Origin of the sequence: Eggerthella sp. (genome assembly GCF_048329335.1) — a bacterium.
GTDB classification, from domain to species: Bacteria; Actinomycetota; Coriobacteriia; order Coriobacteriales; family Eggerthellaceae; genus Eggerthella; species Eggerthella lenta.
On record NZ_DBFEGU010000467.1, the window covers coordinates 1 to 13,602 of the forward strand.

Here is a 13,602-nt window from a genome sequence, read left to right on the forward strand (position 1 = left end):
GGATGGCGTGCTGCACGATGCCGCTTCGAAGCGGTCGATGCCGGCGGGCGCGGATGCGGGCGGCGCGAACGCCGACGAAGCTGCATCCGCGCCCGCGCCTGCAGCCGATATCGACGAGCTGACCGCCCGCATCCTCGAGCTTGCCGAACGCGGCGGCCTCACCCCGCGCGAGACCGAGGTGTTCGACCTCCTGGCGCGCGGCCGATCGATACCGTACGTGCGCGACGCTCTCGTCATCTCGCGCGAGACGGCCGCCACCCACGCCAAGCACGTCTACGCCAAACTCGACGTGCACTCTCGCCAAGAGCTCATCGACCTCGTGCATTAGCTCGCACGTTGCCTTGCCATCCTGAGCAAGCGCACGGAAAGCCCCGCGTGCGGGGCTTTCCGTTAAGGGAGGGAGGGTTGGTTTTGGTGCTGCTTACGCTGCGCCTAAAGCGTGCTTGGCGGCGATGCGGGCGAAGGTGGCGGTGCGGCCCGCGTTGATGCCCGTGAAGTTGCTGGGATAGTTGTGCGGGTAGAAGCCGCCCTGGTCGTTGCCGCAAACGTAGAGGCCCTCGATGACGCTGCCGTCCTTGCGCAGCGGCTGCGAGTCGGCGTTCGTGATCACGCCGTGGATGGTGACCAACAGCTCGCCGGCGATGCGCGCGGCGTAGAACGGCGGCTCGTCGACGGCGCTCAGGCGGTAGGCAGGCTTGCCGAAGTCGACGTCCTCGCCTGCAGCGACCAGTTCGTTATAGCGTTCGATGGTGGCCTTGAACGTGGCGGTTTGGTCGGCGTCGAACTTCATCGCTTTCGCCAGCTCGTCGAGCGTGTCGCGCTTCTTCAGCGCGCCGCTCTCGATGCGCGGCTCCAGCCAGAACGAGTCGAGGTGCTCCTTCGTGATGGCCTCGCAGTCGTACACGTCGGCGTTGAACGCGGTGCCCGACGGCGCGGGGAACAGGCGCGAGCAGCCGCAGGTGTCGAACCGCTCGATGTCTTCCCAGTAGCTGCCGTCCCAAACGATCCACGAGAAGTGGCCGGGCTGGTTCGCGCCGCCGGCGTAGCTCATGGGGTAGCACTGGTCCTCGTTCATGAAGCGCTCGCCGTTGGCGTTCACGTGGAGGAACGGCTGGCTGCCGGGAAGGAAGATGTCGCCGCCCTGGTAGGAGCCGTCGAACTCGGTGTCGTCGAACATGATGCCGCGGTTCCAGATCATGCAGGCGCCGCCCGCTTCCAGCTCGGCTCCCGCCCACAGCGCCATGCGGATGCCGTCGCCCTCCTCGGTGACGCTGTCGCGCAGCACGCACCAGTTGGAGTTGCCGGGGCACAGGTCCTGCAGCATCTCGTCGTTCGCGCCGTAGCCGCCCGTGCACACGATGACGCCGTTCTTCGCGTTGATCTGGATGACGCCCTTGTCCTTCGACTCCGCGATGACGCCGCACACCTTGCCCGACTCGTCCTGCACGAGCATCTTCGCGGGCGTCATGAACATGACTTCGCCACCCAGCTCGCCCAGCACCTCGTTCATCACTTCAAGGTGGGCGTACGCGCCGTAGTTCGGGCCGTCGGGGTTGTACTCGCCCATGCAGGGGTTATAGCACATGGCCGGGTAGTAGGCGTGCGGGTCGTCGGGCTTGTGCCATTCGAACGGGAACAGCATGCCCTTGGGCTCAAGCGTCTCCTTCATCCATTCGATCATCTCGCCAGACTTCTCGGCCCAGGTTTTGTACAGCAGCATGTTGGCATCGCCCGCTTGGGTCTGGTTCGCATGGTTCAGCAGGGTGGGGACGTCTTCGACATGGTCGGGCTCCAGCGCGGAGTTGAGCGCGCCGATAGCCTCGCGTGCGGCGGCGATGTTGCCGCCCTTTTCCAGCACGATGACCTTCGCGCCGTTCTGCGCGGCCGTGGTGGCGGCCACGAGCCCGCCGTTGCCGGCGCCTACCACCACGAGGTCGGCTTCCAGCGTCTCGGCGATGTCGGCGGGCATATCCGGCTTGTCGCGCCAACTACCCTGCGCGTCGGCGTCGGCCTTGCCGCTCTTTCCGCCTTCGGCCTGCGCTTGCGGCGCGCATCCGGCCAGCGCCCCGGCTGCGGCCAGCGCGCCCGTCGCGGTGATTCCCGCCAGGAAGTTCCGGCGGCTGATGGTTCGTTCTCCCATGATTCCCTCCTCGTTTGTTCGGTTTCAACGAGGTGCATGCTACGCGGGTCGCGGAGCCGCGTCATCGCGCGGATTGGGGTATATTCGCCTGTGTCCAGGCAAAACAACGAAGATACCCGAAAACGGGGGAGGGCTGCCGAACGCGGTTTGCGAGGACGGGCGGCGCGCGGCGCCATGCGCGAGGTGCTATCATGATGCGTTGCATGCGACGGGCGGCGCGAAAGGGAGTGCTTCATGGAGCGGACGGACGAGCGGTACAGGCGATACGTGGCCATCCTCGAAGAGGAGCTCGTCGCCGCGATGGGATGCACCGAGCCCATCGCCATCGCGCTGGCGGCCGCGCGGGCGCGCGAACTGCTGGGCGCGGAACCTGCCCGCGTGGAGGTGGAGGCCAGCGGAAGCATCATCAAGAACGCGAAGAGCGTGGTGGTGCCCCATACCGGCGGCCTGAAGGGGATCGAGGCCGCTGCGGCTGCGGGCATCGTGGCGGGGCGCGCCGAGCGCAGCCTCGAAGTGATCGCCGAGGTTTCGCCCGAGGAGATTGCGGGTATCGCGGCCTATGTGGAGCGCGCGTCCATCGCGGTTGAGCGCGCCGCATCGGAGCTGGACTTCGACATCGTCGTGCGCGTGTTCTCGGACGCGGAGGCGCAGGCGGCGGACGCGGAGGCTGATGCCTGCGCCTCTCCCGCTCGCAGCGCGCTCGTGCGCATCGCCGACTTCCATACGAACATCGTGCGCGAGGAGCGCGACGGGGAGGTGCTGCGCGACGTGGCGGTGCCCTCCGTTGGCGGCTCGGCCGACGGGATGACCGATCGCGGCGTGCTGTCGATGGAGGGCATCTGGGACTTCGCCATGACCGTGGAGCTGGATGACGTGCGAGACCTGCTGGATCGCCAGATCGCCTGCAACGGCGCCATCGTCGACGAGGGGCTGGCGGGCGACTGGGGCGCGAACATCGGCAGCGTCATGCTGGGCGCCTACGGCGACGACGTGAAGGTACGCGCGTGCGCGTGCGCCGCGGCGGCGTCCGACGCGCGCATGAGCGGCTGCGAGCTGCCCGTGGTCATCAACTCCGGCAGCGGCAACCAGGGCATCACCGTGTCGGTGCCGCTCATCGTGTACGCGCGCCACCTGGGCTCTTCCGACGAGCAGCTCTACCGCGCGCTCGTGCTGTCGAACCTCGTGGCCATCCATCAGAAGACGGGTATCGGACGGCTGTCGGCGTTCTGCGGCGCGGTGTGCGCGGGCGCGGCGGCGGGCGCAGGCATCGCGTATTTGGATGGCGGCGGCTACTGCGAGGCCTGTCATGCCGTGGTGAATGCGCTGTCTATCGTGGCCGGCATGGTGTGCGACGGCGCGAAGCCCTCGTGCGCCGGCAAGATCGCGTTCTCGGTGAACGCGGGCATCCTGGGTTACGTCATGTACCGTGACGGCCAGCAGTTCTACGGCGGCGACGGCATCGTGAAGAAGGGCGTCGAGAACACCATCGACAGCATCGCCCGCCTCGGCCGCGACGGCATGCGCGCCACCAACGACGAGATCATCAGGATCATGCTGGGAGCGTGAATCGCGGGACGAGCGAAGGGAGGTAATGAACTGTCAACCCCGTCCCTTCGTCTCGTCACTGGGAGTCAACGGGAATGAGTCAACGTCTCGTCTCGAACCGGCGAACTTCGCTCGAATTCCTCGAACGTGGGCGTGAATCGGGAGCCATGGCAATTACGCCCTCGCCTGAAGCCGCATATCGTCGTAGGTTCGAAATGCGACCAGGCCTTTTGCGTGTGCTTCCAGCGAGAAGCGCGTTTCGAGCGCTTGAGAATTGACATGGCTACCGTTTTGCGCCCACAAGGCGAAAAGGGGGCGGCGAGGGAAGATGAATGAGACGTTGACCCCGTCCCCTCGGCTCCTCTTCCGCGTCCTGGCTTGTGATACCATGGTTCGCGATTGGAACGGGAGGGGATTGCATGGCTGACGTGCGGAAAGCGGACAGCGAAGAGCGGGTGTCGCCGCTGGCGGAGCAATGGCCGTACCTGCGGTTCTTGGGACTGGGCGCATGGTGGGCGTGGATTTGGCTGTGCTACAACTCGACGGAGATCATGCGCATGTTCCCGGCGGGCGACCAAACGGCCAACGTGCTGCAGATGTACCTGTTCTCCACGTTGGGCATCGCGGCATCGATGTTCGCGGCAGCGCTGGCATGGAAACGCGTCACGGTGCTCGTGGACAAGCGGTTCGTCGTTGTCGGGTTCGGCGCGTTCGCCGGGCTATCGACCATCTTGCTGGGATTCTCGGTGGTCATGGGGGCGGGCGTGTTCTTCTTCCTTGCGGCGGTGTTCACGGGCATCGGCACTTCGTTTCTGTGCTTGAAGGTGGGGCGCGTCTACGGCAGCGTGTCTTTGGGCGATTCGCTGACGGCGGGCGCCATCTCGCTCGTGTTCGCGTCGCTGCTGTACTTCGCCGGCGTGGGCATCGCGCCCGAGCTGCGGCTGTTCTACCTGGCCGCTTTGCCGTTGGTATCGGCGTTGCTGCTGGTCATGGGGGCGGCAGACCCCTTCCCGTCGGCGATGTCGGGCGCAGGCGAAGATCTTGATCGGCGCTCGCCGGAACGGCGCGTGTACCGCAAGCTCGTGGCGGCTTCGGCGCTGGTGGCGTTGACGGCGGGCATCGGCAAGGGCGTGTCGAGCGCGCTCGTTCCCACCGAGACGTTCGCGCGCGAAGGCGGCATCATCGTGCTGTGCGTGGGCGTGATCGGCGTGCTGATAGCCTATGTGGTGAACCGCGGCGACGCCGTGCGCGGGGCGCGGCAGGTGTACTCCGGGCTCATGGTGCTGGGCGTGGCCATGATGTTGTCCACGTGCTTCGGCTTCGACATCGCGTATTTGAGCGTGGGCAAGGAAAGCTTGTGGCTCGTGTTCTCATGCTTCATGGCCTACCTGGCGTTTCGCTACGACTTCTCGCCGGTGCGGATGTTCGCTATCGGGCAGGGCGTGTACTTCCTCGCTTCCACGGCGGGCTGGGCGGTCGGCTCGGCCCTGGCCCCGTACTACGGCGATTCGATGGTGCGCATGGGAACCGGCATCGCGCTGGCGTTCATGGTGATCGTCGTGCTGGTGTACGTGTTCCCGGAGATCGACCTCAAGCGCGTCATGGCGTGGTCGGTGGACAGCGAACGGGGCGAGCGCGCGCCGGTCAAGCGCGCAACGGTGCCCGCGTTCGCATCGGCGTCTGCGGGCGATGCCGAGGTTGCCGCCTCCATCGGGGTGGCGCGCGCAACCGATCAGCGCTACGGCCTGTCCTCGCGCGAGCTGGAGATCCTCGACCTGTTCGCCCAAGGGCGCAGCGCGAACTGGATCGCGGACAACCTCACCATCTCCAAGAACACCGTGCGCTCCCACCTGCGCGCCATCTATACGAAGCTCGACGTGCACACCCGCCAAGAGCTGCTGGACTTCTTGGGGGAGTAGGGGGCGGGGAAGCCTACGCCTCGTCGCGCATCACCGGGTCGCTCGGTTTTGCGGCGATGCGGATGGACGACGAGGGGCAGTGCTTGACGCATTCTCCGCAACGGGTGCATTCGCCCAGCTGCACGGCGGCGTCGGCGGCGTGCAGGTTGATGCGTTCGGCGCATACGGACGCGCAGACCGTGCAGGGTCTGCCTTCGGACGCCTGCAGACAGGTGGATGCGTCGACGCGCGGGCGAAACAGACGTGCGAACTGGCCGAACACGTTGAGCAGCCCGGCGACGGGGCAAAGGTTCATGCACCACTTGCGATACAGCACCAGCTCGATGGCGAGCGCTGCGGGGAACACGATTGCCGACAGGGTCACCTGCTTGTCCACGATGAGGTGCCACAGCGACCCCACCGTGCCGAACGTCAGCCCGATGGGGCACACGAGGCAGAACAGCGGGATGCCCGCAATCAGCGTGGCGACGAGGACGACGCCCAGCGCCCAGGTGCGACGGTCGCGTGCAAGATGGCGGATGCTCGCGGCCAGCCCCTTCGCTTCACGGGCGGCCGAGCATGTGCGCTGCGCTGTTGCGGGGGCCGTCGCGGCGTCGTGGACGGATTCGGCCTTCGGCTCCCGCTTGAAGAACCCGCGGATCCTCGGGGCGGGGCAGCCCCAGGCGCACCAGGCGCGGCCGAACAGCAGCGCGAACGCAAAGACCACGGCCAGCGAGATCAGCGTCACGGGCACGAGTGCCTTGGATGCTAGCAACGCCTCGATGCCGCCGAGCGGGCACAGCAGGAAGAACTGGCCGAGGCCGAACGACGAGGGCGTGCCCAGACCCAAATCGAAGGCCAGCGACGCGATGACCGCGACGAACACCAAGGCCAGCGTCGCGACGCGCGCTTTCGTAATGCGATCGCCCTGCTTCATCATGCACCTTCCCTTGCTCGGAACGTCTTTTCGGTAACCACTTCGATGCCGCGCGCCTTGCCGCCGCTGAAGGACGTGAACACGTTGGCCGGGCAGATCTTGACGCACTCGCCGCAGCCGTTGCACTTCGCGGCATCCACGACGGGCCGGCGCCCTGCATCGAAGGAGAGCGCCTCGTACGGACACGCATCAACGCAGATGCCGCAGCTGTTCGTCTCCAGAAACGCCAGGCAACGATCCTCGTGCAGGATGGCCGCGCCGATGCGCCCCCGATCCGGCGCGTACGGATCCACCTCGCCGATGGCGGCGGTGGGGCATACCTCGCGGCATTTGTCGCAGAACGTGCAGCTGTCGTTGGCGAAGCTGAGCATCGGCGTGCGGGCTTGCAGCGGCCCGCGCTCGATGCCCAGCGGCTCCAGCACATCGGTGGGGCACACGTCGATGCAACGCGCGCATTTGATGCAGCGCGCCATGAACTCGTCTTCCGGAAGCGCGCCGGGCGGGCGCAGCACGTCGGCCTCGGCGACGAAAGGCCGCACGCCGGCGCCGACCACGACGCTGGCGACGAGCGCCGCGCCTCCGATGACGAACGTCCTGCGCGTCGGGTTGTTCGCTGACATGGCGAAACCTCCGCTTACGCCGCTGCGTCGGCGCCGTCGAGCTGCGCCAGAATGTCGCGCAGCAGGTCGCATCCCTGCTCGAGCGCACCCTGAGCCACCAACAGCATGCCCGGGTAGAACGTGAGCTTCGCGTACTCCCGCGCCACGTCCAGCAGGGCGGGGATCCAATTCAGCAGATGCTGCTCGATGAATTCCAGCTGGCGCACCACGTTGCGGCGCAGCTGAGCTTTGTTCTTCGCCTGCGCCCATTCCAGCGCGCGCTCGTTCATGTTGACGAGGTATTCCAGCTCGAAGGCGAGGTGGTCTTCCGGTTCATGCAGGTCGGGATTTACCTGGAATCCGTCTTCGAGGAAACGCGCCACCACGTCGTCACGGGCGTCTCCCATCATGATGCGCTCCTCGCCGGTGAACACCGACTCGTAGGGCACGGCCGTCTGGCGCTCTTTGGTGAACACGCCGGCGGCAAGGAATACGCGTGCGTACTCGCAGGCCAGCTGCGTGCGCCGGTCGGTCGCGGAGAACGAGAAGTAGCGGCGCACGAGGCGATAGCCCTCGTCCAGATGCGCGTTGCCGGTGTCGGAGGGATAGTCGGCAACGGCCAGCTCTTCGATGGCTTCGAGGTTGAGTTCCTTGAAGAATACCTGCGAGAGGAACCGGTACGTTTCGGCGCTCTCGGCGAAGAAGTCGAGCAGTTCGGTATGGGTGAGCATGAGGCATTCCCCTTTCGATTGTCCGTATCGTCATGCTGGTCATTTGCTGGTTGACCGTAGGGGCGGCCTGCTGGCCGCGCGGCGTGGCGAGTCGCAAGCCCCTCGCCACGTTGCGGCGAGCGCACAATGCGCTTGCCGCATGGTTTCTCGCGTCGGAAGCTTTCGGCACCGGGCGGCCAGCAGGCCGCCCCTACGGCAACCTGCGATCTTGCGCTTACGGGCGGCTGGCAGGCCGCCTCTACGGTCGATCCCTGCGATTGTCGGAAAGGAGCTTCCGATGCGGCAGATGGGGGCTGCGACTCGCGTCGCAGCCCCCCGCCTTGTCTACTCCAACGCCATCAAAAAGAAGTCCATGAACGGAGTGCCGATCAGCCACATGGCCGCGCGCAGCGCGATCGCGGCCACGACGCCCGCCACGAGCGCGATCGCGCCCATCGCCAGCGCGTTCTTCGGCTGCTTGAGCGCCACGGCGCCGCATACGACGACCGCGGCCAGCGCCGCGAACAGGGCGACCACCCACGCAACCGCGCCGTTGTCGGCGGCGGCCACGTACGGCCCCGCGGCGATGCAGAACGCGGCGGCCAGCACGGCTCCCAATGCTCCGCCGACGACGGCCATCAGCCCTGCAAACGATACGGCCTGCTCGTCGCGTTTCTGCACCGCTTTCAGCAGCAGGTTCAACCCGGCGCCGGCGGACGCGGCCGTGCCGAAGTAGGCCAGCGGCAGCGTCACGGTCTGCCATGCAGGACGAGCCTCCATCAGGTAGGACGATCCGCAGGCGTAGGTGAACACCATGCCCACGAGCAGCCCTAAAACGCCCACCGCGGTGCGCGCCTTCTCAGACGAGTTCCGTGCAAGCAGCACGAAGTACACGGCCAGGATCACGCACAGCACGCCGATCATGGCCGCCTCGATGAAGATGCCCGAGGTGGGGTGGTTCAGCGCCTCCAGGATGCGATCGACATGGCTGAGGTGCATGACCGACATGCAGCCGCCGACGGCCACTAGCACGAAGGCCGTTATCGTCTCCATCTTGCCGGGTGCGGCGTCCTTTTTCAGCAGGCTGCCCAGCATCGAGAAGGCGAACAGCCACGCGCCGGCTCCGCTGACGACGGTGAACAGGACCAATGCCCACTGGATTTCCATTAGTCCACGCTCCCTTCGGTCGTCACGTACAAATTGGTGGTCTGCGTCAGATCGTCGGCGCGCCATTCGCCGAATTTCGGCGACAGGATGTAGGCGGAAAGCGGTCCGTTGCCCGCGTCGGGCATGTAGTGAATCGCATCGGGCGCGGCCGCTGCCAGCTCCTTCGACACATCGGAATTCGGATCGTCCAAATCGCCGTAGAAGCGGGCCTTGCCGCAGCAGTTCTTCACGCATGCCGGCAGTTCTCCTGCGGAGGTCAGGTGGTTGCACAACGTGCACTTCTCAACGACGCGCTGCGCTTTGTTCCAGCTGCGCACGCCGTAGGGGCAGGCCATCATGCAGTACTTGCAGCCGATGCACTTCTCCTTGTCCACCAGCACCATGCCGGTGGCCTCGTCGCGATACGACGCGCCGGTGGGGCACACGTGGGTGCAGGGCGATTCTTCGCACTGCTGGCACATCACGGGCAGCCAGTAGGTGGACACGTGGGGGAACTCGCCGAACGGCTCCACCTGCACCACTTTGTTCCAACGTTCGCCCAGGGCGATGTCGTTCTCCATCTTGCACGCCACTTCGCAGGCGTAGCAGCCGATGCAGCGATCGAGGTTGATCACCAAGCAATTACGCGCCATAGACGGCATTACCTCCTCCGGTGTTCTCAGACGGTTCGGGCAGCCACGGGGTGAAGTCCTCGGGCTCGGTCCACACGCCCTCCGGCGCGCCGTCTGCCTTGGTTATCTTGATGGTGATGCCGCGCAGGGTATAGGTTCCGTACACGTCGTTGAACGGGCATTCGTCGTTGTTCTGGGTCAACAGGTTGATGTTCATCGCCTGCCACGCGCGGTTCGGGTCGTCCGAGTCCAAAAGCTCCGGGTTCCAGAAGCGCTCCTGGTAGATCACCTTCGGCGCCACGCTCTTCGTGACGCGGGCGCGGCCCTGGGTTTTGCCGCGGCGCGATTCCAGCCACAGCCAGTCGCCGTTCTCGATGCCGATCTCGCGCGCGGTTTCCGGGTTGATCCACGTCTCGGGATAGGGGTACAGCTCGCGCGTGTAGGGCGTGTTGCGCAGCGTGCCGTGGTGGAAGAACGGGATGCGGCCCTGGGTGAGCACGTAGGGGTACTCGGTGTCGGTGAGCGGCGACTCGAACGGTTCCAGGTAGTACGGCAGCGGGTTGTAGTTGTCGGATTTGGGGTACACGTCGGTGGCCGGCTCCATGCTGCCCGAGCCGTCGATGGCGCCCGTGTTGCCCAAGAGGATGTTGCCGTCGAAGTACGGCTCGCAGCGCTTCGACGTGGTGTGGAATCCGGCCGGCAGCTCCGGGTTCTCCTCGTCGGGGAACAGATGGCTGTTGTACGACTTCTCAGCGTACTCCTCGATGGTCTGGTACTCGCTGGGCGCCTGCGCGTCGAACTTCTCCCAGTTCCAATCGTCGGTGCCGTAGTAGAAGCTGCCCACGAAGTAGCCCACGTAGTCCTTGTACTCCTCGTAGGTGCGCCAGTACGTGCCGTAGAACTTGCCCGCAATGTCGGGGTTGAAGGAGTCGATGGCGCGCTGATGGCCGCGATCGGCCAGCGCCGCGGCCAGCCACGACCAGTGCATGCACTCGTCCACGGCCTCGTAGAGCTGCGTGCAGGGACGGCGGATGGCGTAGGTGTTCAAGCGGTCCTGCGCGTACGCCGTTTCAAGCCACTCGGCGGTGGGCAGCACGTAGTCGGCCAGGCACACGCTGGTGGTGGTCCAGTGCATGTACATGTGCACGTTTAGCTCGGTGGTCATCATGGCGTTGTAGAAGCGCGTGGCGTTGCCGATCATGGCCAGCTTGTTGCCGCTGCGCTCGATCCAGATGCGTGGACGGTAGGGCTCGCCGGTCTCAATGGCCTTGAGCACCGTGGGGATGTGGCTGGCCAGCCAGTGGCCCAGGCCCTTGTGCTCGGTGTAGCCGAGGCGCGCGTTCGCCTCTTCCTCGGGCATGCGCAGCGGGTGGTCGGGATGGTGCAGGCCGAAGGGTTGCACGACGTAGTTGCACGGCTCGACGTAGCAGGGACGGTCCTGCACGATGGAGCCCGGCTGGCGGATGCAGCCCATGAGGATGTCGAGGACGGCGTCGCCCTGCGCGGCCTGCGCGGAGTTGCGGGCCTGGTCGGTTGCCACGCCCAGCGAGATGCCCGCGTTCGGGCATCCTTCGACGTAGATATTGATGGCCTCCTCGATCTCGCCGGCGTCCAGCCAGCAGATCTCGGCCGCTTTCTCAAGCGTCCATTCGGCCACGTGGTCCTTCATGATCTGGAACGCGGTGCGCGCCTTCTCGCCGTTCGGCAGCTCGTAGGTGCCGAACATCTCGGGATCGAGCGCCTTGTCGAAGGGGTAGGGCATGGCCTTCGCACTGTTCGTGTTCTTGTCCCACACGACGTACTCGTCCTCGCCGCCCAGGTCGAGCTCGCTGGCGGGGTACGTGAGGCCGGTGTCCTCGTGCACGAGGAAGGGCAGGTTGGTCCACTCGCGGCAGAAGTCCTGATCCCACAGCTCGTGCTCGATGATGTAGTTCATCCAGGCCAGCATCAGCGCCACGTCGGTGCCGGGGCGGATGGCCAGCCACACGTCGGCGCGCGCGGCATCGGGCGTGAGGCGCGGGTCGATGACGACGGTCTTCATGCCGGCGTTGCGCAGGTCGGTGACCACACGGCCGGTGGAGCCGATGCCGTGGTAGCTGGGCCCGACGCCCCACATGACGTAGGTTTTCGTGGGCGTGCATTTGTCATCGGGCAGGATGCCGGGGAGGTACACCTCGGTCACCGGGCCGTCGGCCAGCGACGTGTCGGCTGTGCCGTTCAGGCAGAACTCCATGTGGTTGCGCGGCAGGTAGCACTGCGCGCAGCCGGGCTCGAAGAAGTTGCCGCCGCCCCATACGGAGAGGAAGCGCGCCGGGCTGAAGAACTGCGGGTTGCCGCCGCCGCCCGTGGAGCACACGAGGCTCTTCGGGCCCTCCTTCTGGTAGTACTCCCACATCACGTCCGCGATCTCGTTGATGGCCTGTTCCCAGGAGATGCGCTCCCATTCGTTGGAGCCGCGCTCGCCGATGCGCTTCATGGGGTACTTGATGCGGTTGGGGTTGTACAGCGCCTGGATGCCGGCGAGACCCTTCGCGCAGGCTGCGCCCTTGTTCATGGGGTCGTCCGGGTCGCCTTCGAGCTTGACGACCTTGCCGTCGCGCACGTGCGCGATCATGCCGCAGTTGTTGAGGCAGGCGCGGCAGATGGTCCTGATCTTCTGCGTTTCGCCCGACTCGGCCGCCACGGCGGGTTCGACCTGCACGAGGTTCGACCCTACCGAGCCGCTCATCGCGGCGGCGGCAGCAGCGAAAGCGCCGAGCTTCACGAAGCTGCGCCGGCTGATGTCTGTAGTAGCCAAAACGTTCCTTCCCTTCTCGTCCGTGTTCAGTGCTGATGGCAGTGCTATTCGGAGCCTGCGGGCGTCCCCTACGGCTGGATCCGATGAAAGAGATGCTCGGGGCTGCGCGATGCGCGCGGCGCGCATCGGCGTGTCCGAGGGAGGTCCCGAGCCTCCGGAGGGGGTGGAGGCTCGGGAAGGGGTGGGTGAGGGGCGCTATGCGGCGGCGACGGCCTTGCCTGCGTCGGTGGTGCGCCAGCGGCCGTCCCATGCGATGCCGCCCGCGGTTTCCAGCGCGTCGATGAAGTACTGAGGGTACACGGTGGTGCGCTGCGTGGCGGGGCCGGGTTGGAGCTGCGGCTGGGCGTCGATGGTGCGCTCGAGGTCGGCGCGGGACGCTCCTTCGTCGGCGCTGCATGCGTCGAGGATGGCGGCGAAAACATCGCGGTACGCGGGCTTGCTTCGGATGAGCGCGCAGAGCGTCGCTTCGGGCGCGTAGGCTGCGAGGAGCTCGCGGCCGGTTTCGGTGATGGCGATGCGCGCTTCGGCGACGGCGTCGTCGGGGACGGCGGGATCCAGCTGGAGGTCGTCCAGGGTGCCGTCGTAAGGCTCGCCGTTCACGAGCAGCCGTTCGATCAGCGCGTCGTTGCGCACGAGGATGTCCACGCAGGTTGCCGGGCTCTGCTGGTAGGCATCGTCCCAGGTTGCGCTCGCGCGCTCTTCGACGGCGGTGCGGCTTTCGTCGGCTTGCTGCGCGACGACGGCCAGGACGGCCAGCAGCGGCTTCTTGAGCATCGGATTGTGCTCGATCACATCGGTTGTCATGGTGATTCCCCCTTGGCTTCGCTTGCAACGGCAAGAGTGTAGGCCGCGCCGGATGCGCCGCGCATGCTCAGAAAAGGAGGTAATCACCGGGGAGGAGGACGATCTTCAAGCGTCACAAAAGGACTAGTCTGATCGTTCGTGCAGATGAAAATTATTCTTAATTGGATAGCGTGAGAATGAGTCAGCGGGAATGGGTCAACGAGGCGGGGTCAACGTCTCGTTTCGAAACGGCGAACCTCGCTCGAATTCTTCGAACGTGGGCGCGAATCGACAGCCATGACATTTTCTCTCTCGCCTGAAGCCGCATATCGTCGTAGGCTCGAAATGCGACCAGGCCTTTTGCGCGCGCTTCTAGCGAGAAGCGCATTTCGAGCACTTGAGAATTGTCATGGCT

General features: G+C 65.9%; 12 protein-coding genes. 3 read left to right on the forward strand and 9 right to left on the reverse strand.

Features of this window, described 5'->3' with window-relative positions; translation table 11 throughout:
• A partial coding sequence (locus ACMO6A_RS14345; RefSeq protein ID WP_418471463.1) for a response regulator transcription factor occupies positions 1 to 328 on the forward strand: 328 nt, incomplete at its 5' end.
• A gap of 93 nt (positions 329 to 421) precedes the next feature.
• On the opposite strand, the gene ACMO6A_RS14350 is transcribed toward ACMO6A_RS14345, so the two are convergent.
• Positions 422 to 2,140, reverse strand: coding sequence for an FAD-dependent oxidoreductase (locus ACMO6A_RS14350; RefSeq protein ID WP_009608167.1), 1,719 nt, complete (start codon positions 2,138 to 2,140; stop codon positions 422 to 424).
• Between the two features lie 234 nt (positions 2,141 to 2,374).
• Here ACMO6A_RS14350 and ACMO6A_RS14355 point away from each other — a divergent pair, with 234 nt between their 5' ends.
• Both ACMO6A_RS14355 and ACMO6A_RS14360 read left to right on the forward strand, forming a co-directional pair.
• Entirely contained in the window at positions 2,375 to 3,706 is a 1,332-nt protein-coding gene (locus tag ACMO6A_RS14355; RefSeq protein WP_009607986.1) for a serine dehydratase subunit alpha family protein, read from the forward strand.
• Between the two features lie 398 nt (positions 3,707 to 4,104).
• Positions 4,105 to 5,604 carry a helix-turn-helix transcriptional regulator gene (locus ACMO6A_RS14360; protein WP_114519702.1) on the forward strand — a complete coding sequence of 500 codons (1,500 nt, stop codon included), beginning with the start codon at positions 4,105 to 4,107 and terminating at the stop codon, positions 5,602 to 5,604.
• Positions 5,605 to 5,617: 13 nt separating this feature from the next.
• Here ACMO6A_RS14360 and ACMO6A_RS14365 read toward each other — a convergent pair whose 3' ends face one another.
• The 8 genes from ACMO6A_RS14365 to ACMO6A_RS14400 form a co-directional block, all read right to left on the reverse strand.
• On the reverse strand, positions 5,618 to 6,523 hold the full coding sequence (locus ACMO6A_RS14365) for a 4Fe-4S binding protein (protein WP_021409894.1): 906 nt from the start codon (positions 6,521 to 6,523) through the stop codon (positions 5,618 to 5,620).
• Positions 6,520 to 7,140, reverse strand: a complete 621-nt coding sequence (locus ACMO6A_RS14370; protein ID WP_021409895.1) for a 4Fe-4S dicluster domain-containing protein — start codon at positions 7,138 to 7,140, stop codon at positions 6,520 to 6,522. The genes ACMO6A_RS14365 and ACMO6A_RS14370 overlap by 4 nt, the downstream gene beginning before the upstream one ends.
• Positions 7,141 to 7,154: 14 nt before the next feature.
• Positions 7,155 to 7,850: a TorD/DmsD family molecular chaperone gene (locus tag ACMO6A_RS14375; RefSeq protein ID WP_021409899.1), complete on the reverse strand. Its 696-nt coding sequence runs from the start codon at positions 7,848 to 7,850 to the stop codon at positions 7,155 to 7,157.
• A 324-nt stretch (positions 7,851 to 8,174) separates the two neighbouring features.
• On the reverse strand, positions 8,175 to 8,996 hold the full coding sequence (locus ACMO6A_RS14380) for a DmsC/YnfH family molybdoenzyme membrane anchor subunit (protein WP_181870458.1): 822 nt from the start codon (positions 8,994 to 8,996) through the stop codon (positions 8,175 to 8,177).
• Positions 8,996 to 9,628, reverse strand: coding sequence for a 4Fe-4S dicluster domain-containing protein (locus tag ACMO6A_RS14385; RefSeq protein WP_021409690.1), 633 nt, complete (start codon positions 9,626 to 9,628; stop codon positions 8,996 to 8,998). Before ACMO6A_RS14385 ends, ACMO6A_RS14380 begins: the two co-directional genes overlap by 1 nt.
• Positions 9,618 to 12,404 carry a molybdopterin-containing oxidoreductase family protein gene (locus tag ACMO6A_RS14390; RefSeq protein ID WP_181870459.1) on the reverse strand — a complete coding sequence of 929 codons (2,787 nt, stop codon included), beginning with the start codon at positions 12,402 to 12,404 and terminating at the stop codon, positions 9,618 to 9,620. Before ACMO6A_RS14390 ends, ACMO6A_RS14385 begins: the two co-directional genes overlap by 11 nt.
• 195 nt (positions 12,405 to 12,599) lie before the next feature.
• Positions 12,600 to 13,208, reverse strand: a complete 609-nt coding sequence (locus ACMO6A_RS14395) for a hypothetical protein (protein WP_021409689.1) — start codon at positions 13,206 to 13,208, stop codon at positions 12,600 to 12,602.
• Between the two features lie 181 nt (positions 13,209 to 13,389).
• The coding region (locus ACMO6A_RS14400) for a hypothetical protein (protein ID WP_418471464.1) at positions 13,390 to 13,602 on the reverse strand (213 nt) is incomplete at its 5' end.